Genomic DNA, 21493 nt, shown 5'->3' on the forward strand with positions numbered 1-21493 from the left:
TGGAGCCCATGTCCGTCGCCCTCGATTCGCCCGCTTCCTCCGCAGGGACGACGGCATTCCCGTGGGATGCCGTGTGGGGGCAGGACGAGGCGGTCCAGACGCTGCAGCACGCGGCATCCGATCCCTCCGCCCTTGCCCACGCGTGGCTCATCACCGGCCCTCCCGGTTCGGGCCGCTCAACGCTGGCGTACGCGTTCGCCGCGGCGCTCATCGCCGATCCGGGCGACGAGCAGGCGCAGCGTCAGGTGCTCGCCCGCACCCACCCCGATCTCACCGCACTGCGCACCGAGCAGGTCGTCATCCGCATCGACGAGGCGCGACGCCTGGTCGAGCGTGCCTCTTTCGCCCCCTCGCTCGGACGCCACCGCGTGATCGTCGTCGAAGACGCCGACCGCATGGCGGAGCGCACCTCGAACGTTCTCCTCAAAGCCCTCGAGGAGCCCCCCGAGAAGACGGTGTGGGTGCTCTGCGCGCCCAGTGACGCCGATCTCCTGCCGACCATTCGCTCCCGTGTGCGCGTGCTGCGCCTGCGCGAGCCGTCCGTCGCCGACGTCGCCGCTCTCATCGTGGAGCGCACGGGGGTGAGCCCCGACATCGCCGAGGAGTCCGCGCGGCACGCGCAGCGCCACATCGGCATGGCGCAGCGGCTCGCGACCGACGACGACGCGCGCGGCCGTCGGGCCGAGACCATCGCCGCCGTCCTCGCCGTGCGCGGCATCGGCGACGCGGTCGACGTCGCGGGGCGCATCGTGCGCCTGGCCACCGACGACGCCAAGGCGCTCACGGCCACGCGCGATGAGGAGGAGCGTCGCTCGCTCCTGCGCATGCTCGGTGTGGCAGAGGGGGCCGCGGTGCCGCCGTCCGTGCGCGGCCAGGTCAACGCCCTCGAAGATGACCAGAAGCGCCGTGCGACCCGCAGCCTGCGCGACGGCATCGACCGCGTACTCACCGACCTGCAGTCGCTTTTCCGCGACGTCGTGATGATCCAATACGGCCGGGAGGGCGATCTCGTCAACAGCGAGCGTCTCGAGGCCCTGCGTGCCGTGGCCTCCGAGTGGTCTCCCTCCCGCACACTCGGAGTCCTCGACCGCATCTCGGTCACCCGCCGCAACCTCGAACAGAACGCCGCCCCGCTGCTGGCGCTGGAGAGCCTCATGATCACCGTCGCCAACGGATCCGCCCCGTGAGCGTGCGTCGCCGTCTGGCCGCCGTCGTCGCGGGCATCGTGGGTCTGTCTCTCGCACTGTCGGGCTGCCTCTACGCGCAGATCCCGCCCATGGCTCCCGCGGTCGGTCCGTCGCCGGCTCCGCAGACCGAAGGCATCGATGCCGCGCTCTTGCCGTATTACGGGCAGACGCTCACCTGGACCGACTGCGGTTCGGCGGGTTTCGACTGCACCACGGTCACGGCCCCGCGCGATTACTCCGATCCGTCCCAGGGCGAGCTCTCGCTGGCTGTCATCCGCCACCGCGCGACGTCGGGTCAGCCCCTGGGCTCGCTTCTGACCAATCCCGGCGGACCCGGTGTGAGCGGCGTCTCCACCGTCCGCGACTCCCTCTCGCTCGTGGCGGATGAGACGCTCACGAAGGACTACGACGTCATCGGCTTCGACCCCCGCGGCGTCGGTCAGTCTGCTCCGGTCACCTGCTACGACGCGGCGGGCATGGATGCGTTCCTCTACGACATCCCGCCGGGAGCGCGCGGCAGCGACGAGCGCAACGCCGCCCTCGAGAAGCGTCAGGCCGATTTCGCGCAGGCGTGTCAGCAGAACAGCGACGGCATCCTGCCCTACGTCTCCACCGAGAACGCCGCGCGCGACATGGATCTGCTCCGCGCCGTCCTGGGAGACGAGAAGCTCAACTACCTCGGCTTCTCCTACGGCTCGTTCCTCGGTACCACCTACGCGGGGCTCTTTCCCGATCGCGTGGGTCGCATGGTGCTCGACGGCGGCATCGACCCCAGTCTGCCCGGCAGCGCGAGCGGGATCGCTCAGGCGGTCGGATTCGAGAACGCCTTGCGCGCCTTCATAGCGGACTGCCTCGAGAACTCGGACTGCCCGTTCACCGGGTCCGTCGACGATGCGATGAATGACCTCTCGTCGGTGCTCGAGCGGGTCGACGCGCGTCCTCTCGCCGGTCCCGACGGCCGACAGCTCGGCGCGGACACTCTGGTGACATCGATCGTGGCGGCTCTCTACAGCGACCAGAACTGGCCATACCTCCGTATCGCGCTGAGCGGTGTGCAGAACGGTGACGCCTCCGTCGCGTTCCAACTCGCCGACTTCTACAACGGTCGCGTCGACGGGAAGTACCAGGACAACACGATGCAGGCGCTGCGCGCCTACAACTGCGTCGACTATCCCGACGAGGGCGACGAGAACAATCCGCAGATCGAGCAGGAGCTCCGAGAGAAGGCGCCGGTCGTCGCCCCGTACTGGCTCGGGCCCGACGCCTGCGAGGCGTGGCCGGCACCGCCGACGGGCACGCGTGAAGCGATCACCGCCCCCGGCTCCCCGCCGATCGTCGTCCTCGGTACGACGGGCGATCCCGCGACCCCGTATGCCGAGGCGCAGGCGCTCGCCGGTCAGCTGTCGCAGGGTGTGCTCGTCACCTACGTCGGCGAGGGGCATCTCGCCTACAACAAGGGCAACGACTGCGTGAACTCGGCGGTCGACGATTACCTGATCGACGGCACCGTGCCCGCCGCGGGGCTGCGCTGCGAGTAGCGCCGCGTTCGGGCCCGACCGTCCGCGTAGGCTGAAGACGTCACATCCCGAGGAGACCCCTATGAACGCGCCCATCGTCGACCTGGCGTCCTACATCGACCACACGCTGCTCAAGCCCGAGGCCACTCGCGCCGATGTCGAGCGCCTCATCGCCGAGGGCTCCGAGCTCGGCACCTACAGCGTGTGCATCTCGCCGTCGTTCCTGCCCGTGCAGCTCCCCGAGGGCCTCAAGCTCGCCGTCGTGTGCGGCTTCCCCAGCGGCAAGCACCACGCCGAGGTCAAGGCGGCCGAGGCCGCCCTGTCGGTCGCCCAGGGCGCCGACGAGATCGACATGGTCATCGACGTGGGTGCGGCGATCGAGGGGCGTTACGACGTCGTCGAGTCCGAGATCCGCGCCGTGCGCGCCGCGGCTCCCGCCCCCACCGTGCTGAAGGTCATCATCGAGTCGGCGGCGCTGAGCGACGAGGCGATCGTCGCCGTCTGCGAGGCCGCGGTGAACGCGGGCGCCGATTTCGTCAAGACGTCGACTGGTTTCCACCCCGCAGGCGGAGCGAGCGTCCACGCCGTCGAGCTGATGAAGCGCACAGTCGGCGACCGCGCCGAGGTCAAGGCTTCGGGGGGAGTGCGTACCCGCGCCGCCGCCGAAGAGATGATCGCCGCGGGGGCCACGCGCCTCGGTCTGTCGTCGAGCCGGGACATCCTCGCCGACCGCACCGCGGTGGGCGACTACTGAGCGCGTACCTCGGCACGCGCTGGAGCATGTAAGATCGATGATCGTGCACGCGACAGCGAGCACATGCCGCCTTAGCTCAGACGGCAGAGCGATTCACTCGTAATGAATAGGTCAAGGGTTCGATTCCCTTAGGCGGCTCCGAAGGCCCTCACCCGCTTCCACCGGGTGGGGGCCTTTCTTCGAAGGGCTGGATGCCACGGCCGCGGCGTTTCCTTTCCTCGCCTACGGCACCGAATGGCTGGCGTTCGCCCACCTGCTGATCGCGGCCGCCCTCCGGGGGCATCCCGTGGGTTGGCAGGTGATCGACATCTCGTTCGGGGTGGTTGCGGCCGTGCAGCTCACCGTCGCGCTGGTCGCGACGCGTCGTCCCTGGGCGCTGTCGCCGGCTCCGGCGACGATCTCGGCACCCGCCCGATAGGCTGAACCCGCCTCGTTCCGCGCCCGCGTGACGGCCGTCCTCCGCCCGCTGACCCCGCTGGAGCCTCCGTGTCGAACGCCCTCGATGCCGTCATCGAGATCTTCACGTGGGTGGGTCTCGGCGGTGGACTGCTGTTGGCATTCGCGGCGGTGTTCCTCCTGCTCGCAGATGGCACCTGGCTGCCCGTCCGCGCGGTCGTGGAGCACGTCGACGACGGTCGCGTGGTCCGTTGGTTCGACGCCGACGGGGGAGTGAACGAAGCGCCGCTCTCGGCGCACGACGAGGTGAAGATCGGCGCCGCCGATATGGCCGATATCTTCTACCGCCGCGGCTCGTCGAATCGCATGCGGCTCACGCGCTCCTCGCCCCTCGTTCGATTCGTCTCCTTCCTCGCCGCGGGAGTGCTGGGCCTGGGCGTGGTCGCTTTCGTCGTCTCGATCGTGGTGCTTTTCGCGCGAGGCTGACGAACTGGCGAAGAGGATATATTGCTAGATAAGCTAGCTATATGCCCGACTCGCCTGCGTCCATTCGTCGCTCCACCCGCGCAGCCACGCGCCGCTCGCTACGACCCGCGCGGGTATCGCGGTGGCTGCGCATCGGAATCCCGAGTCTGCTCGTCCTGCTGTGGGCGGCGGGCGGATCGATCGGTGGACCGTTCTTCGGCAAGGTCGATCAGGTTGCGACGAACGACCAGTCGTCCTTCCTGCCGCAGTCGGCCGACGCGACCCGCGTCAGTGAACGGCTGACCGATTTCACCGGGAACGACACGATTCCCGCGATCGTGGTCGCCTCGACCTCCGACGGCAGCGCGCTCAGTGATGCGCAGGTCGCCGCGCTGCAGAGTCTCGCAACGGACGTGGCCGCCGTCGAGGGGGTGCCGGGCGACGCCTCGCCCCCTGTCGTCTCGGACGACGGCCGCGCGGCGCAGATCTTCGTGCCGATCGACAGCTCCGGCGAGGTGCGTGAGGTGGTCGAGCAGGTGCGCGAGACGGTTGCGGCCGGGGTGCCCGCCGGAGTCGAAGCGTGGGTCACCGGTCCCGCCGGGTTCACCGCCGATCTCGTGAAGGGCTTCCTCGGTATCGACGGTCTGTTGCTGATCGTGGCCCTCGTGGCGGTGTTCGTCATCCTCGTCGTCGTGTACCGCTCACCGCTGCTGCCGATCCTCGTCCTACTGACCTCGGTCTTCGCCCTCTGCGTCGCGCTTCTCACCGTCTGGTGGCTCGCGTACGCCGGGGTCGTCGTGCTCAACGGTCAGGTGCAGGGGATCCTGTTCATCCTCGTCATCGGTGCGGCCACCGACTACGCCCTCCTCTACGTCGCGCGGTTCCGCGAAGCCATCGGCGAGGGCCTGACGAGATGGGATGCCACGACCCGGGCGTGGAGGCGGGCGTTCGAGCCCATCCTGGCCTCGGGAGGCACCGTGATCGCCGGGCTTCTCTGCCTGTTGCTGTCCGACCTGGCCACCAACCGTGCTCTGGGCCCGATCGCGTCGATCGGGATCGCGTTCGCCGTGCTCTCGGCACTGACGTTTTTGCCCGCCCTGTTGGCGCTGGTCGGCCGGGCGGCGTTCTGGCCGTTCCTGCCCCGGCCGGGCCGATCGGCGATCCCCGCCGACCTCACGCAGCCGGCGAGGGGCCTCTGGCCGCGCCAGGCGCGATTCGTGGCCCGTCGCGCTCGCCCGGTGTGGGTCGTGTGCACACTCGTCCTCCTGGCGGCGTGCGTCGGCGTCACGCAGCTGCGCGCCGACGGGGTGCCCGCGAGCGACCTCGTGCTGGGGGCTTCGGAGGCGCGCGACGGTCAGGCGGCCCTGGCCGAGCACTTCCCGGGCGGCTCCGGGAGCCCGGCATACGTTCTCGTCCCCGAGCAGGAAGCTGCTCGGGCTGTGACCGTGCTGCAGAACGCCTCGGGGATCGACGCAGTCTCGGTACTCAGCGCCGACGCCCCCGGGGGACAGTCGCCCGTGAGCGTGGTCGACGGCGCCCTGCAGACCACGACGTCGGGTGCGCCCGGAACGCCCGCCCCGACCCCGACCGTCGCCGAGGGCGACGTGCTGCTGGCCGCGACCCTCGCCGACACGGCCGATTCCTCGGCGGCAGACGACACGGTCCGTCAGCTCCGCGTCGCTCTGGCTACCGAGCTGGGAGAGGGAGCTGCCCTGGTGGGCGGGGTGACCGCGACCGACATCGACTCGATCGACACCTCGATCCGCGACCGCTCGTTGATCATCCCGATCGTGCTCGTCGTGATCCTGCTCATCCTCATGGCGTTGCTGCGCTCGGTCGTGGCCCCGCTCGTCCTCATCGGTACCGTCATCGTCTCGTTCGGCGCTGCTCTGGGGGTCAGCGCCCTGGTGTTCGACGGCATCCTGGGCTTCCCGGGCGCGGATCCGGCGGTGCCGTTGTACGGCTTCGTCTTCCTCGTCGCCCTGGGCGTGGACTACAACATCTTCCTGATGTCGAGAGTGAGGGAGGAGTCGCTCGTGCACGGCACGCGCGCGGGAATCCTGCGCGGACTCGTCGCCACCGGTGGGGTCATCACCTCGGCGGGTCTCGTGCTGGCGGCGACGTTCGCCGCTCTCGGGGTCATTCCGATCCTGTTCCTCGCGCAGCTCGCCTTCATCGTGGCGTTCGGGGTCCTGCTCGACACGTTCGTGGTGCGATCCCTCCTCGTGCCGGCGCTCGCCTATGACCTGGGTCGTCGCATCTGGTGGCCTTCGAAGCTGGGCAGGGGAGATGTCGGGGCGCGTAGGCTCGACGCATGACGCGCGCCCTGTTCATCGTCGACGTCCAGAACGACTTCACCGAGCGCGGTGCGCTGGGTGTCGAAGGAGGCGACGCGGTCGCCGAGCGCATCTCGCGGTACCTCGCCGAGCACGCCGACGATTACGCGCTGATCGTGGCTTCGCGTGACTGGCACCACGGCGACGACGACAACGGCGGCCATTTCTCCGAGGCCCCCGACTTCGTCGACACGTGGCCGGTGCACTGCGTCGGCGGAACCTTCGGCGCCGATTACGACGAGGTGTTCGACACCGCGCGCGTGACCCACCACCTCAAAAAGGGGCAGGGCAAGCCTGCTTACTCGCTGTTCGAGGGCGTCACCGACGAGGGCGAGACCGCGGCGCAGCTTCTCGAGGCTCACGGCATCCGCGACATCGACGTCGTGGGGATCGCGACCGATTACTGCGTGCGGGCTTCGGCCCTCGACGCCCTCGGCGCCGGGCGTCGCGTGCGCGTGCTGATCGACCTGATCGCGGGCGTGCACCCCGATTCGAGCGCCGCCGCCCTCACCGAGATCGAGACGGCCGGAGCGCAACTCGCGACCTCGGGCGACTGAGGCGCCGCGCTCAGTCGCGCTCGTCGTCGGCGCGGGGGAGGGTGATGGTCACGCTCGTCCCCTCGCCGAGAACGCTGGTGATGCGCAGCGTGCCGCCGTGCTCGCTCACGATCCGCTGGACGCTCGCGAGCCCGATGCCCAGACCCCCGTCCCCGGGGTCGGCGAAGCGGCCGCGGTTGCCCTCGTGGGTGATCGAGGCGAGATCCTCGGGGTGGATACCGCGTCCATGATCGCGCACGCGGATCGCGGCGCCTTCGTCCGTTTCGAACGCCTCGATCTCGATGAGGTCGTCCGAATACTTGGCGGCGTTCTCGAGCACATTCGCGATGGCCCGCCGAAGGCCCAGCACGTCGCCCCAGACGGTCACGGCATCCATCTGGCCGAAGACGACCCGGCCGGGCGCGTCTCCGGGAAGGACCAGTGAGACCGCCCCGCGAGCGATGAAGTCCAGGCTCGCTCGGCTGCGGCCTCGCTGACCCGCGGTGTCGACCTCGGCCATGAGGGCCTGCGCCATCGCGATGAGGTGGTCGCTCGCTTCTCCCGCAAGATGCAGGAGTCGGTGGTCGGGGGGCAGCTCCTCGCCGATGAGGTCGAGATAGCCGCGCAGGGCGGTGACCGGCGAGAGCAGATCATGCGCGAAGGTGCGCTGCAGGGCCAGACGCTCGTCGGCGGCCTGCTTCTCGGCGGTCAGGTCGCGCACGATCTTGACGAAGCCCCGAACCTGGCCGTGCTCGTTACGGATGGCGGAGATCGTCACGCGCGCCCAGAACTCGCTGCCGTCGCGACGGACGCGCCAGCCGGTGTCCTCGACGTGGCCGTCTCGCTGGGCTGCGGCCAGCAACTGGTCGGGCTTGCCGCGGCGTCGGTCCTCCTCGCGGTAGAAACGCGAGAAGTGCGAACCGAGGATGTCGTCCTCGCTGTACCCCTTGATGCGTTCGGCGCCGAGATTCCATCCGCGCACGAACCCACCGCTGTCGAGCTTGACGATCGCGAACAGGTCGACCTGCTCGTCCCAGTCCTGCGGAATCGAACGTCGGATGCTCATCAAGGGGCGGGTGGGTTCGTGATCGGGTGAAGTGGACGTCATCCGCGGTCCATCCGTGGCCGTGGTCATACGAGGGCGCCCGTGTGGGCCGGGGTGCTTGCTGAAGGCATACGCCGATCATGCCGCGGGGGTGCGCCCGGAAACAGAGATTGACATTCCCGGGCGGCACCTCACGACGAGACGGTGACGAGCGTCCGCTGCCAACCGCTCGAGCCGTCGGGGGCGATCGGCGCCTGATCCTGGATCTGCAGGTTACCCTGCTTGTCGGTGGCTCGGACGGCGATGTAGTGCGTACCGGCGTCGGCGGTCCAGTCGAGCTTCCACTGCACCCACGACTGGTCGTTGATCGGCGTCGACAACTGGGTCTCCTGCCATTCGCCGTTGTCGATGCTGACTTCCACCTTCTGCACGCCCACGGGCTGAGCCCAGGCCATGCCGGCGATGACGACGGGGCCTGCCGGGACGGGCGAACCGATCTTGGGTGTGTCGACGCGCGACGACATCTTGATGGGGGCCTCTGCGGAGTAGCCGCGGGGCGTCCAGTACGCCTCGTCTTTGTCGAAACGCGTCACCGTGAGCTTGGTGACCCACTTCGTCGCCGAGACGTAGCCGTACAGGCCCGGCACGACCATGCGCACGGGGAAGCCGTGCTCGAACGGGAGCGGTTCGCCGTTCATCTTCACAGCGAAGATCGCATCGAGGTTGTCGTCGGTGAGGGACGAGAGGGGAGTGGATGCCGTGTACCCGTCGACGCTCTCGGAGAGGACCATGTCGGCATCTCCCTGAACGCCGGCCATGCGCAGGACGTCGCGGATGGGGATTCCGGTCCAGATGGCATTGCCGACGAGTCCGCCGCCGACCTCGTTGGACACGCAGGTGAGGGTGACGCCGTACTCGTCGAGTCCCATGTTGACGAGATCGTCGAAGCTGAGCTCGATCGGGTTGTCGACCATGCCCTCGATCGAGAGACGCCACGTGGTGGGGTCGACGTTGGGGACCGTGAGCGCGGTGTCGACGCGGTAGAAATCGCCGTTCGGGGTGATGATCGGGGTCAGGCCGTCGATCTCCCAGTTCGCACCCTCGGGCACGGTCACCGTGGTGCGAGCCGAGGGGATCCGCAGGGCATCGCGGGCGGCGGCGACCGACGAGGTGGCGGCGTTGAGCACGCGGGCTCCGACGCCCACCACGACGGCGCCCACCGCGGTGAGGCCGGTGAACAGCAGGAACTGGCGACGGTCGGTGCCCACGGCATCCGCCTTTCCCGCGGTCGCGGCCGAGACCCAGCGACGCAGGCGCACGATGGCGAGGAGCAGGACGAGGACCCCGGCGACGGTGCCGATGACCGGGGGGAGCCAGGCGAGAGCTCCGGCTCCGGCGCGCGTGACGATGGCCGCGGTCGCGAGGATGCCGCCGATGCCGAGCAGGATCACCCCCACGAAGCGGAAGCGGTACTCGAGCACACCGGCCACGGCGGCGGCCACGGCGGCACCGAGACCGACGCCGGCGAGCAGGGCGATCTTGTCGCTCTCGCCGAACAGCGTGATCGCGAGCTCTTTCAGGGGGCGCGGGACGATGTCGACGATGAACGAGCCGACGGCCAGGATCGGACTCGCCGATCGGGCGACGAGCGCCGCGAGCGCTTCGGCGACGGCCAGCAGAGCCGCCGCAGACACGATGCCGGCCAGGGCGGCCCAGATCCAGGCGTGCGGGCGGCGGACCGTGGTGGTCTTGTCTTCCCGGGCCGCGGTGTCGGTCGTCATGGCATCCCTCGTCTCCGCTCCGCGCGTATTCGCGAAGAGCCTTCCTACCTGTTCGGAGCGGAGGGCGGAACGGATGCCGTCAGGAGCCGGCGTCGGGAGCGCTCGCGGACGCGGGGGACAGCGCGAAGACCGCGACGCCCGTCGTGATCAGTGCCAGGGCGAAGCCGAGGCCCGGGCCGAGGGGCTCTCCGAGGAGCGGCACGGCCACGACGGCGGTGAGGACCGGGCTGAGGGCTCCGGCGGCGGCGGGCAGGCTGCTGCCGAGGTTCTTGACCGCCACGACGTAGCAGGCGGTCGAGAGCAGCCCCGTGCCCACCCCCTGCACGAGGGCGTAGGTGCCCACGGTGCTCAGGTCGGCTGTGCCGGTGAGGAGGGTGGAAGGCAACACGCCCGTCGTCGCCAGGAGCAGGGCGGATGCCACGGACGTCACCGACACGACCACGATCACCGTGATCGGATCGAGCCGGGCGCGGGCGACCCCGAGCGTATAGGCGGCCCATACGAGGCCGGCAGCCAGAAGCACGGCGATACCGGCGGGCCCCGCCGGTCCGCCGGTGAACAGCGCGCTGGTCAGCACTCCCGCGACGATCGCGGCGAGGGCGAGCAGGCGGCGCGGCGACACCCTGCGGCGCGCGCACAGGAAGAGCAGCACCGCGACGAACAGGGGGACGGTCCCCGGCACGAGCAGTCCGGTGAGCGCCGCAGAGGTGAGGTGGGCGCCCCAGGCGAACAGCAGGAAGTGCGGCAGGCCGGCCAGGAGTACGAGAGCGAGCACAGCGGGGCGCTCGGCGCGGAGAGCGCGGAATGCGCGGGGGATCCACGGGCTCAGGACGATCGCGGGAACGGCGAAGCGAACGATCGCGGCATCGATCATCGTGAGTCCGGCGCCCTCGAGCGCGCGCGTCGACAGGGCGAACGACGACCAGAGGGCGACGACGGCGGTGAGAGCCGTCAGGCCGACGACGGTGCGGCGGGGCAGCGCTCGGGGTAGGGGCAGGGTGAACGTCGTCACCCTGCGAGCGTAGAAAGATCGCCGACGCAGCGGATTGCGATTCTTGCCCATAATCCACGAAAGTTGGCAGAATCTGCTATATGACTTCGCTCGATCGCATCGACCGACTGATCCTGCGTGAACTGCAGCAAGACGGTCGGCTCTCCAATCAGGAACTGGCCGATCGCGTCGGTCTCTCGCCGTCGCCGTGCCTGAGGCGCGTGCGTCAGCTCGAGCAGGCGGGCGTCATCGAGGGCTATCGCGCGGTGGTGTCGCCGAGAGCGGTCGACCTCACCATCACGGCCTTCGTACGCTTGCGGCTCGCCTCGCACGAGGGGGCGACGGTGGATGCCGTCGAGGAGCGCTTGCGCGCGATCCCGCACATCGTCGAAGCCCACCTGCTCGCCGGCGACTGGGACTACCTGGTGCGCATCGTCACGCCGAGCTTCGAGGAGTACGAGCGACTCCTGCGCGATCACCTGCGCGCGATCCCTTTGCTGTCGTCGATCGACACGACCTTCGCGTTCGGGGTCACCAAGCCCGTTTCGCCCCTGCCGCTGGAACCGGCCCCCGGGCACGCGTAAGGCCCGGGTCGATGATCGCGACCCGGGCCCGGGGCTATTCAGCGCTGCGAGCGCTGCTTGAGAACCTTCGCCTGCACCTTGCGGCGGATCTTCTGTACCTTGGGGTCTTTCCAGACCCGGTAGGCCACGGTTCCGGCGGCGACCGCACGGCCGACTGCCGTCCGGGCCAGGACGGCCCCTGCGAGTCCGACCGCGCCGGTTCCGATCCAACGTGCGACACCCATGACGCCTCCTCGATTGCGTGTGGGTTCTCACCTCACACGATCCAGCGCCGGATGCCGCGCCGCTTGCGCCGACGCCGTGGTTGTGCGTCGCTCAGCGCAGCGACCCGCCCGAGGGGGCGGCGAAGGGCTCGAGGGCGGCGATCACGTCGTCGCCCAGTGTGGCCTTGCTCGCCTCGACGGCGTCGTCGATCTGGCTCGGGCGCGAGGCGCCGATGATCGCGGTGGTGACCACCGGGTCACGCAGCACCCACGCCACGGCCAGCTGCGGGATCGACAGCCCCGCATCGCGGGCGACCCCGTCGATGCCGCGGATGCGTTCGAGGTAATCGTCGGTGAGGGCGGACTCGTCGAGGAAGCGGCTGTCGGCCGCTCGCGAGTCGGCGGGGACGGTGCCGTCGAGGTACTTCGCGGTCAGCAGGCCCTGGGCGAGCGGCGAGAAGACGGCGCTGCCGACCGAGAGCTCGCGCAGCGTGGGGAAGAGCTCGGACTCGGGCGTGCGATCGAACAGCGAATAGCGCGGCTGGTGGATGAACAGGCGCACGCCCTCGGCTGCGAGCAGCTCGTGCGCGCGGCGGGTGAGTTCGGCCGGGTAGTTCGAGATGCCGACGTAAAGCGCCTTGCCGCTGCGGACGATGTCGGCGAGAGCGGTGACCGTCTCTTCGATCGGCGTCTCGGGGTCGACGCGGTGGGAGTAGAACACGTCGACGTAGTCGGTGCGCATGCGCGTGAGGCTCTGCTCGAGCGAGCGCACGAGGTACTTGCGCGACCCTCCGTCGCCGTAGGGCCCGGGCCACATGTCGTACCCGGCCTTCGTCGAGACGAACAGCTCGTCTCGGTAGGGGCGCAGGTCGCTGTCGAGCACCGTGCCGAAGGTCGTCTCGGCCGCGCCGTAGGGCGGGCCGTAGTTGTTGGCGAGATCGATGTGCACGACGCCGCGGTCGACGGCGTGGCGCAGGATCTCGCGCTGCGAGTCGAGCGTGCGTCCGCTGCCGAAGTTCTGCCAGAGACCCAGCGAGATACGGGGGAGGGGGATGCCGCTCGCCCCGGCGCGCAGGAACGGCACGTCGTCGTAGCGGGTGGAGGACGCGGTGAACGCGGACGTCAGGCGGGGGTCATCGGCGGCGATGGGCATGCTTCTCCTCGACGGTGAAGGGGGTCACCGTCGACTCTGCCACGGATCGCGCGGCCCTCAGGCGGGAACGTGCGCGAGTTCTTCGCGAAGGATGCCGGCACCCGCCGAGAGCGCGCTGAGCTTGTCGAACGCCACCTGGCGCGGAAGGGGCGCCATGCCGCAGTTCGAGCTCGCGATGAGCTTGTCGGCATCCACGAACTGCAGGGCACGCCGCAGGGTGTCGGCCACCTCTTCGGGGGTCTCCACCTCGTGGCTGGCGACGTCGATCGCGCCGAGCATGACGTTCTTGCCGCGGATGAGCTCGATGAGGTCGATCGGCACGTGCGAGTTGTGGCTCTCGAGCGACACGGTGTCGATGCTCGAGCGCTGCAGCAGGGGGAACGACTCCTCGTACTGGCGCCATTCCGCCCCCAGGGTCGCCTTCCAGTCGGTGTTCGCCTTGATGCCGTAGCCGTAGCAGATGTGCACCACCGTCTCGGCGCGCAGTCCCTCGGCGGCGCGCTCGAGGGTGGCGACGCCCCAGTCCTTCATCTCGTCGAAGAAGACGTTGAAGGCGGGCTCGTCGAACTGGATGATGTCGACGCCGGCGGCTTCGAGTTCGAGCGCCTCCTGATTGAGGATGGTGGCGAACTCCCACGCGAGCTTCTCACGGCTGCCGTAGTAGCGGTCGGCGAGAGTGTCGATCATCGTCATGGGGCCGGGAAGGGCCCACTTGATCGGGCGATCCGTCTGCTGACGCAGGAACGCGGCATCCTGGACGAAGACGGGCTGGCGACGGCTCACCGCGCCGACCACGGTCGGTACGCTCGCGTCGTAACGGTCGCGGATACGCACGGTCTCGCGGTTCTCGAAGTCGACGCCCTCGAGGTGCTCGATGAAGGTCGTCACGAAGTGCTGGCGGGTCTGTTCGCCGTCGCTGACGATGTCGAGGCCCCGGCGCTCCTGCTCCTTCGCGGCGCTGCGCAGGGCGTCGTGCTTGCCCTCGACGAGCGTGTCGCCGTCGAGTTCCCACGGCGACCACAGCACCTCGGGCTTGGCGAGCCAGGCGGGCTTCGGGAGGCTTCCGACGATGGAGGTGGGCAGGAGAGTGTTCACGGCGGTCGCCTTCGGGGAGGTCATCGGGTGGGGAGGGCGTCGGCGACGAGCCAGGCGTCGAGCACGGCACGGTGAGGCTTCACGAAGTGCTCCTCGGTGTATCGGCCCTGCGTGATGCCCAGGCGACTGCGCTCGTCGCGGTCGTAGGCGATGTCGGTGCGGGTGAAGTCCTCGTGCGCCAGCGTCGGGCGGTAGACCTCGCCCGCGGGCTCGTGCGCGTTGTAGATCTCGGGACGATAGATCTTCTGGAACGTCTCCATCGTCGCCACCGTGCCGGCGAGCTGCAGGTCGGAGTAGTCGGCCAGCAGGTCGCCGCGGAAGTAGAACGCCAGCGGGGCCACGCTGCCGCGCGGCATGAAGTACCGCACCTGCAGGCCCATCTTCCCGAAGTACTCGTCGGTCAGCGAGAACGAGTCCTGCTCGTACTCGTGCCCCAGGACGGGGTGCACGACACCGGTGCGGTGGTATTCGCGGCTCGTCGACACGCTGATGCACACGACGGGCGACTGCGTGTAGCGCTCGCGGTAGGCCTCGGAGTCGAGGAAGTGCTGGAAGAGCTTGCCGTGCAGGATGCCGAAGCCCTCGGGGAGCGTGAAGGCCTTGCCCTCGCCGTTGGCCGCCGGCAGCAGCACGCTGAAGTCGTAGTCGCGCAGGTAGGACGAGAAGTTGTTGCCCACGATGCCCTGGTGGCGCTCGCCGGTGGCCGAGTCGAGGAGGTGGAGGTCGAGGACCTCGAGCAGGGGGAACTCGCGATCGTCGCCGTCGTCGTCGAACTGCAGCTCGGCCGAGACGATGTCGAGCTCGACCCGGTAGCGGTCGCCGTCGGGGTTGTCGGCGTCGGCGAGTTCGTTGAAGCGGCGGTCGATCATGGCCAGCGCATTGCGCAGGTTCTGCCGGCGGTGCTCGCCCCGGGCGAGGTTGGCGAAGTTCGTGGTGATCCGCGAGCTGGTCGAGGGGGCGTAGTCCTCGTCGAAGCGCGTGGTGGAGATGCGGAACGTGATGTCGTTCGCCATGTCGAGCCAATCGGATAGGGCCGGGGTGGGCCGTGCGGTGATCGTGTCCTCATCGTGCGCCCTCTGCGGGGGCATCGAGTAATTCCGCTCCGCTATACACGGGTATAGCTTTGGGCTATGGCAAAGCGCGCGAGTGGCATCACGCTGCAGCAGATGCAGTACTTCATCGAGGTGGCGGCGGAAGGATCCATCAGCGCCGCGGCCGACCTGCTCTACGTCGCGCAGCCCACCATGTCGGCCGCGATGCGCGATCTCGAGACGCGGGTGGGCCGGGACCTGTTGACCCGCTCTGCGCGCGGCGTCACCCTGACCGTCGACGGGGTCGAGTTCCTCGGCTACGCCCGGCAGGTGGTGGAGCAGGCCGAGCTGCTCGAGCAGCGCTACCTCGGTCGACCGCCCTCACGACGCCTGCTGGGCGTCTCGGCCCAGCACTACTCGTTCGTCGTCGACGCGTTCGTGCGGATGGTGAAGGCGACGGATGCCGCGGAGTACGAGTTCTCGCTGCGCGAGACCCGCACCTTCGACATCATCGAAGACGTCCGGACGCTGCGCAGCGAGCTCGGCATCCTGTTCCGCAACGACTTCAACCGGAACGTGCTCGACAAGCTGCTGCGGGACTCGGGGCTCGCCTTCCACCCGCTCTTCCGCGCCGAGCCGCACATCTTCGTCTCTCGACGCAATCCGCTCGCCGGTCGCGAGCGCGCGACTCTGGACGACCTGGCGGACCTCCCGCGTCTCACCTTCGACCAGGGCGCGAACAACTCGTTCTACTTCGCCGAGGAGATCCTCTCGACCCTCTCCAGCAGGCAGGAGATCCGGGTCTCCGACCGCGCGACGATCTTCAACCTCATGATCGGTCTCGACGGATACACGATCTCCACCGGCATCATCAGCGACGACCTCGACCCCGAGATCGTCGCGGTCCCCCTCGACGTCGACGAGCGGATCGAGATCGGCTGGATCGGGCGGACCGCCATCCCCCTCACCGAACAGGCGCAGCGGTACCTGGGCGAGGTGCGCGATGTCGTGGCGGGGTTCGGGGTGGAACTGCTGGATTGAACGCCCGCGGACGCCGAGAGGCGACGACTCCCGAAGGAGCCGCCGCCTCTCGGGATCGCTCAGCTCGCGCGGGTGCGCGGGCGACGCATCGCCCAGCCGGCCGCTCCGGCGACCAGCAACATCGCTCCGAGCAGGGCGACACCGAACGGAGCCTGAGCCCCGGTCGCGGCGAGGGTGCCCTTCGCGGAGACCGTGACGGGCAGCCGCGCGATCTCCGACCCGTCGGCGGCCCACACCACGATGTGGTGCTGGCCCGTCGGGAGCGACGGGGGGATGCGCACGTCGAAGCTCACGCGTCCGTTCGCGTCCGCGACGGGGATCCCCGTGATGCGGATCGGATCGCTGCGCAGCTCGGCCGTGACCTGCTCGCCGGGGGCGAGACCGCTCACGCTCACGCGCACGACGCCACCACGCTCGACCGCGTTGACCGACGACATGGCCGTGCGCGGCGTCGCGGTGCCCGCCGTCGGCGAGCCGGTACCGCCCGCGGTGGGCGAGGCGGTGCCCGACGGGCCGGGGCCCGCCGTTGCGGTCGGCTGCGGGCCGGCGGTCTCGGTGGGTTCCGGGCTCGCGGTTCCCGTGGGCTCCGGGCTCGGCGCATCGGTGCGGACGACGGCGACCGTGTAGGTCGTCTTCGTCCGGTGATCCTGCGCGTAGGCCTCGAGGGCGAGCGTCGGGGTGCCCTCGCCGAGGGCCACCGTGCGCACCTTCGTGTCGTCGATGAGGATGCCGTTCGCGAAGACCAGCCCGCTCGGAACGGCCGGGTCGGCGTCGAACGTCACCTCCGTGCGACCCTTCGGCACACTCAGCGTGTATGCGGTCGTGGTCCCGTCGAAGGCGGGCGAGAGCGTTCCCCCGTCGAACGACAGATCCGTCAGCGCCGACGCCGTCGCGAAGGCGGTCTGCGTCGCCGTGAACACGCCGTACACGCCACCGACGAAGCTCGATCCGTTGCTCTGGAACCGCACCGTGACGACGGGGATCTTCTTTCCCTCGGCATCCAGCACGTAGCCCCCGTTGGCATCCTTCTTGTACCGGTCCTTCGCCTCGGTGTCGGACAGGAACGACGCGGGGATCTCGTCGTATTGCACGTACCACTGGTCCGCTCCTGCGGCGTTCGTGATCCGCTCGCTCTTGAGCTTCTGATCGTTCACGTAGACGTCGAAGGTGCGTCCGTCGTCGCCGCCGTAATAGCGCACGCCGAGGTAGTTCTTCGGCGCCGAGGGGTCGATCTGCAGGTCGTACTGGAAGAACGCCGCGGGGTTCGCCTGCGCGTCGCGATAGCCCATGCCCCGCCACACGCCGACCTGCGAGAGGTTGGTCTTGTAGCTCTTTCCCGCCTCGCTGTTGTTGTTGTCGAACGAGACCAGCGAGTCGACCGTGGTCTCGTCGATGCGCAGCTGCTCCTTCTCTTTGCGGATCATCGCCTGAGCGGCGGCGGAGTCGGGCTCGATGAGGTTCATGTACAGGCCGTAACGGACGTTGTACATGCTGTAATACGGCTCGAATGTCAGGGCGGCTGCGGCGCTGTCGACGTTCTTCAGGCCGAACCGCATCACCGACCGATCGTTGTTGTCGAGACCGTTCTCCAGACGCACCAGGTTGGCGGCGATGTTCTTCTTGAAGTCATCGACGTTCGACACCAGCACGTTGTTGCTCACCGACTTGTCGGCCACGCTCATCTGCACCAGGATGCCGGCCTCGTACGAGGCGTCGACGTTCGTCGAACTGAGCGCCGTCGAGAGCACGATCGGGCCGTACCGGAAGGCCACCCAGTTCGGGTTGCCGGCGTCGGAGTCGACCGTGACGGAGGCGGGGAGGGTGTACACGAGCTTGTCGCCGGCGGATACCGGAACCACGAGGTACCCGTTCTCTCGGGCGACGTCGACGGTGTTGCCGTTCACCGTCAGCGTGGGGTTCGGCGACCAGTCCGGCACGCGCAGACGCAGGGTGGTCCCGCTGGCCAACGCGGTGCCGTCGAGCGACGCGACGGAGAACTCCACCACGTCGGTGTTGGGGACGTCCGCCGTCTGCGTCAGCTTCAGGTTCTGCTCGGGGGAGTCGAGCTCCGACGAGCGGAACATGTTGACCCACACCGAGGTGCCCTTGTGGAAGTAGATCGAGTCGCCGAGCTTCGTGAAGCTCTCGGTGGCGGTGCCGTGATCGCACCAGAACTCGTCCTCCTTCTTGCCGAAGACCTTGGCATAGCCCGCGGTCTGGGGCTGGAAGTACGTCATCATTCCCGTCTCGGGGTTCTGCGACGCGAGGATCGTGTTGATGTACGTGTTCTCGTAGTAGTCGGCGTACTTCACGTCGGGGGCGACGCGGAACAGCGCTCGCGTGAGCTTGAGCATGTTGTACTCGTTGCACCCCTCGACCGTGGAGTTCTCGCCGTAGCCGCTGGTGTTGCCGTTCGTGGCGAAGTCGTACAGGGTACCGGGCTGTTGGAAGTGCTCGGAGTAGCTGTTGCCGCCGCCCACGTAGGAATGGTCCTCGACCACCATCGCCCAGAAGTTGTCCGCCGCCTGTCGGTACATCCCGAGGTCGGCCTTCTCGGCGTCGCTGAGTCGGGCGTACAGCGTCGGGTCGTCGGTGAGGACCGTGTACCGCTTCAGCGCGCCGATCAGCTTCGGGATCGTCGTGTTCGCGTGCTTGCCGGCGAGGACGTCCTGACCCGCCGCGAGCTGGCGGAACAGCGTCGTCTCGTCGAAGTACTGGGCGGCCTTCTTGTGGTTCTCATCCATCGAGATGCTGTAGAGGTCGTACAGGGCTTCGTTCATTCCGCCGTACTCGGTGTTGAGCAGTTCACCGGGGTTGGCCTGACGCGATCCCCAGGTGTTCAGCCAGGTTCCGAACTTCTCGGCCACGGTGAGCGCCTCGTCTCCGACCGCCTCGGGCGCGTATTGGTGCGCCTTGAGGAGTCCGGCCAGCACCTTGTGCAGGTTGTAGAACGGCACGATCAAGCCGTCGCGACCGCCGGGCAGGTACGACACCGGGAACGGTGAGACGTAGCCGGCGTTGTCGGGGTCGTTCTGCGCGTAGGCGTCCTGTGCCGCTTTGAGCCCGTCGACCGCCGTCGTGAGCTTCTCGAGCAGCTGCGCCTTGCGTGCGGCATCCGTCTCCGTGGCGTACGCCTGCGACAGCGCGGAGAGGAAGTGGCCGAAGAAGTGGCCCTGGAAGCGCGCGCCGGTGGTGCGCTCCCACCCGCCGTAGGGCTGGGCCGTGGTCGGAATGCCCGAGAGCTGGTCGAAGGAGTAGAGGAAGCGCTTCGGATCGAGGGTCAGCAGCCAATCGACCATCTTCGTGTGGCTGTTCTGCAGGTAGGGGTCTGCGACGAAGACCTCGTTGAGATCGGTGTCGTCGACGTACAGCGAGGCGGTCGATCCCTCCGCCGGCACCGTGACCGTGAACGTCTTCGTCCGGGCGGTGCTGCCGCCGTAGGTGGCGCTGGCCGTCAAGGTGACGGAAGAATCCGCCCCCTGCGGGCGGACGACCGCGGCCTGTCCGGCCTGGACCGCGATGACGTCGGCGTTCGACGAGGTCCACGACAGCTCGGATCCGTTCGCCGTCGAGGTCGGCACACCGAAGTCTGCGGTCGCGGTCGTGGGGACCGACACGGAGTCGAGGCCCTTCTGCGCGATGGTCGAGGGGTCGAAGGTGGGGTCGTTCTGCCGCTGGAGGGCGACGACGTCCGACGTGGTGGCGACGGCGTCGTAGAGCGTGTAGTCGTCGAGGGCGCCCTGGCTGTACGCGCCGTTGTGGACGACTCCGTTGAAGCCGATCGTCTTCTCGACATCCGTGGTGCCGAGCACGCCCGAGGCGTTCGGGCCCACCGGGACGACGACCGTCGAGGTCTGCTTCTCGCCGTTGCGGTAGAACGACACCGCCTTGGTGGTCTTGTCGTAGGTGACGACGACGTGCGTCCAGGCGTCGCTCGGGAAGAACGCATCCCGCGTGCCGGTCACCGCGACCTTGTAGGGCTGGTTGTTCCCGGGCCCCACGGAGAGCGCGAGCGGGGTATTGGGTCCTTCAGAGGTCAGGTACCACCCGTCGGTGAACCACTCGCGCTTGTTCCAGGTGAACACCTGTTCGGCATCGCCCATGCTCCCGTCGGGTTTGAACCAGAAGGAGGCGGTGAGGTTCTCGGGCTGCAGGGAGGGGGACGTTCCCAGGCCCAGCGCGTCATCTCCCGAGAGCTTCAGCGCCCGACCGTCGATTCCCGCGGTGTACTCGGCCGCCCCTCGGATCATGGAGGTGGGGTTCCCGCGGGGGCCGCTGTCGGCGATCGAGTCGTCGAAGGGGAGGTCGAGGACCTTCGAGCCGTCGAGCCCGGTGTCCGCCGAAGCGGCGAGCGGCGTCGTGAGCGCCACCGCCCCGCTGGCGACCATGAGGGCCACGGCACCGAGCGCGACCGATTTTCGGATACGGGACATGCTGTTCCTTCCTGCGGCATCGCAGAACGAGGAAGTCGGGCGTGCGGCGGAAGGCGTCGAGGCCTTTCACGAAAGGGGGCCGGACCTCCTGGCGGAGCGTCATTGCGCGGCGACGTCTTCGTCGCCTGAGTTGATGTTAGCGCTCACAGAGCGAGGCCGATAGAGCTATCTCGGGCACAGTTACCTGATCGTGACGGCAATTCGTCCATTCACCGCGTCGTCAGATGAGAAACCGATGAGAAGGATCTCCGCGCCCTTCCTGCCGGCTCGGGAATGCGTTTACTGTCTCAGGACGCGACACCGACGTCGCGGACCATTCGAAGGAGAGTGACCATGCAGCACGCATCCCCCCGTCCCCGTGCCCTCGTTCAGCGCATCGTCGTCGCGGCCGCAGCGCTCGCCGCCGTCATCGCCCCCTTGGCGGCGACCTCGACACCTGCCGAGGCGGCCGGGCGCATGACCTACACGCTCTATACCGAGGCGAACCCCACGGCCGACCAGGCCGATGCGTACGACCGCATCCGAGCGGCGATGGATGCCGCGGTCTCGCGCTACAACGAGTTCAGCGACTTCGACCGGCACTTGAACGTCTACTACGTCCCCGGGGTCCCCACCGCCGAGGCGAGCATCGACGGGACGATCCGGTTCGGCGAGAATCGCGGCTTCATGCAGGAGCGCACGGCGCTCCACGAGATCTCGCACACCGTCGGCAACGGCACCGCCAACGCCTGGTACGCGATGTGCCAGAACGGGCAGTGGACCGGCCCCAACGGCAACGCGAAGCTGGCCGAGTTCGATGGAGCCGGGGCCGTGCTCAACTGCGGAGGATCGCACATCTGGCCCTACGGCCTGAACTACGACAACGAGATGTCCGATCTCAACGCCGACCGGCACGTCCAGCTGATCTGGGCGATGATCGCCGACGGCATGTGAGTCCCGGGTCGA

At 68.7% G+C, this 21493-nt stretch carries 17 protein-coding genes and 1 tRNA gene; 10 read left to right on the top strand and 8 right to left on the bottom strand.

Annotated features, from left to right (window positions below; genetic code table 11):
• Positions 1 to 8: 8 nt before the first annotated feature.
• The 7 genes from AB6V29_RS06130 (at position 9) to AB6V29_RS06160 (ending at position 7212) form a co-directional block, all read left to right on the top strand.
• Positions 9 to 1187 carry a DNA polymerase III subunit delta' gene (locus tag AB6V29_RS06130; RefSeq protein ID WP_267787679.1) on the top strand — a complete coding sequence of 393 codons (1179 nt, stop codon included), beginning with the start codon at positions 9 to 11 and terminating at the stop codon, positions 1185 to 1187.
• Positions 1184 to 2725 (top strand): alpha/beta hydrolase, encoded by a 1542-nt coding sequence (locus AB6V29_RS06135; protein WP_369357569.1) that lies wholly within the window; start codon positions 1184 to 1186, stop codon positions 2723 to 2725. Before AB6V29_RS06130 ends, AB6V29_RS06135 begins: the two co-directional genes overlap by 4 nt.
• A gap of 61 nt (positions 2726 to 2786) precedes the next feature.
• Positions 2787 to 3458: a deoxyribose-phosphate aldolase gene (gene deoC / locus AB6V29_RS06140; RefSeq protein WP_307312784.1), complete on the top strand. Its 672-nt coding sequence runs from the start codon at positions 2787 to 2789 to the stop codon at positions 3456 to 3458.
• 65 nt (positions 3459 to 3523) lie between these two features.
• Positions 3524 to 3596: transfer RNA gene (locus AB6V29_RS06145), tRNA-Thr, on the top strand.
• A 348-nt stretch (positions 3597 to 3944) separates the two neighbouring features.
• Positions 3945 to 4340, top strand: a complete 396-nt coding sequence (locus tag AB6V29_RS06150; RefSeq protein ID WP_210073674.1) for a hypothetical protein — start codon at positions 3945 to 3947, stop codon at positions 4338 to 4340.
• A 41-nt stretch (positions 4341 to 4381) separates the two neighbouring features.
• On the top strand, positions 4382 to 6637 hold the full coding sequence (locus AB6V29_RS06155) for an efflux RND transporter permease subunit (RefSeq protein ID WP_369357572.1): 2256 nt from the start codon (positions 4382 to 4384) through the stop codon (positions 6635 to 6637).
• Positions 6634 to 7212, top strand: a complete 579-nt coding sequence (locus tag AB6V29_RS06160) for an isochorismatase family protein (RefSeq protein WP_267787676.1) — start codon at positions 6634 to 6636, stop codon at positions 7210 to 7212. The genes AB6V29_RS06155 and AB6V29_RS06160 overlap by 4 nt, the downstream gene beginning before the upstream one ends.
• Before the next feature lie 10 nt (positions 7213 to 7222).
• Here AB6V29_RS06160 and AB6V29_RS06165 read toward each other — a convergent pair whose 3' ends face one another.
• The 3 genes from AB6V29_RS06165 to AB6V29_RS06175 form a co-directional block, all read right to left on the bottom strand.
• A complete protein-coding gene (locus AB6V29_RS06165) occupies positions 7223 to 8257 on the bottom strand; it encodes an ATP-binding protein (RefSeq protein WP_369357574.1) in 1035 nt (344 codons plus the stop codon).
• Positions 8258 to 8427: 170 nt separating this feature from the next.
• Entirely contained in the window at positions 8428 to 10017 is a 1590-nt protein-coding gene (locus tag AB6V29_RS06170; RefSeq protein ID WP_369357576.1) for a molybdopterin-dependent oxidoreductase, read from the bottom strand.
• Between the two features lie 79 nt (positions 10018 to 10096).
• A complete protein-coding gene (locus AB6V29_RS06175; RefSeq protein WP_369357578.1) occupies positions 10097 to 11029 on the bottom strand; it encodes a DMT family transporter in 933 nt (310 codons plus the stop codon).
• A gap of 80 nt (positions 11030 to 11109) precedes the next feature.
• Between AB6V29_RS06175 and AB6V29_RS06180 the strand changes: the two genes are divergently transcribed.
• Complete coding sequence (locus AB6V29_RS06180) at positions 11110 to 11592, top strand: Lrp/AsnC family transcriptional regulator (RefSeq protein WP_369357579.1); 483 nt, start codon at positions 11110 to 11112, stop codon at positions 11590 to 11592.
• A gap of 38 nt (positions 11593 to 11630) precedes the next feature.
• Here AB6V29_RS06180 and AB6V29_RS06185 read toward each other — a convergent pair whose 3' ends face one another.
• The 4 genes from AB6V29_RS06185 to AB6V29_RS06200 form a co-directional block, all read right to left on the bottom strand.
• Complete coding sequence (locus AB6V29_RS06185) at positions 11631 to 11816, bottom strand: hypothetical protein (protein ID WP_307312775.1); 186 nt, start codon at positions 11814 to 11816, stop codon at positions 11631 to 11633.
• 91 nt (positions 11817 to 11907) lie between these two features.
• A complete protein-coding gene (locus tag AB6V29_RS06190) occupies positions 11908 to 12948 on the bottom strand; it encodes an aldo/keto reductase (RefSeq protein ID WP_210073689.1) in 1041 nt (346 codons plus the stop codon).
• 57 nt (positions 12949 to 13005) lie between these two features.
• Entirely contained in the window at positions 13006 to 14043 is a 1038-nt protein-coding gene (locus AB6V29_RS06195) for a methionine synthase (protein WP_307312772.1), read from the bottom strand.
• 20 nt (positions 14044 to 14063) lie between these two features.
• Positions 14064 to 15056: a putative oxygenase MesX gene (locus AB6V29_RS06200; RefSeq protein ID WP_369357582.1), complete on the bottom strand. Its 993-nt coding sequence runs from the start codon at positions 15054 to 15056 to the stop codon at positions 14064 to 14066.
• Between the two features lie 117 nt (positions 15057 to 15173).
• Here AB6V29_RS06200 and AB6V29_RS06205 point away from each other — a divergent pair, with 117 nt between their 5' ends.
• Complete coding sequence (locus AB6V29_RS06205) at positions 15174 to 16115, top strand: LysR family transcriptional regulator (RefSeq protein WP_267787669.1); 942 nt, start codon at positions 15174 to 15176, stop codon at positions 16113 to 16115.
• Between the two features lie 59 nt (positions 16116 to 16174).
• Here AB6V29_RS06205 and AB6V29_RS06210 read toward each other — a convergent pair whose 3' ends face one another.
• The gene (locus AB6V29_RS06210; protein WP_369357584.1) at positions 16175 to 20548 is read right to left on the bottom strand and encodes a beta-L-arabinofuranosidase domain-containing protein; all 4374 of its coding nucleotides are present in this window, start codon (positions 20546 to 20548) and stop codon (positions 16175 to 16177) included.
• Positions 20549 to 20881: 333 nt separating this feature from the next.
• Here AB6V29_RS06210 and AB6V29_RS06215 point away from each other — a divergent pair, with 333 nt between their 5' ends.
• Positions 20882 to 21481 (top strand): hypothetical protein, encoded by a 600-nt coding sequence (locus tag AB6V29_RS06215; protein ID WP_210073697.1) that lies wholly within the window; start codon positions 20882 to 20884, stop codon positions 21479 to 21481.
• Positions 21482 to 21493: the final 12 nt, after the last annotated feature.

This window comes from Microbacterium sp. 20-116 (genome assembly GCF_041079415.1).
GTDB lineage: Bacteria > Actinomycetota > Actinomycetes > Actinomycetales > Microbacteriaceae > Microbacterium.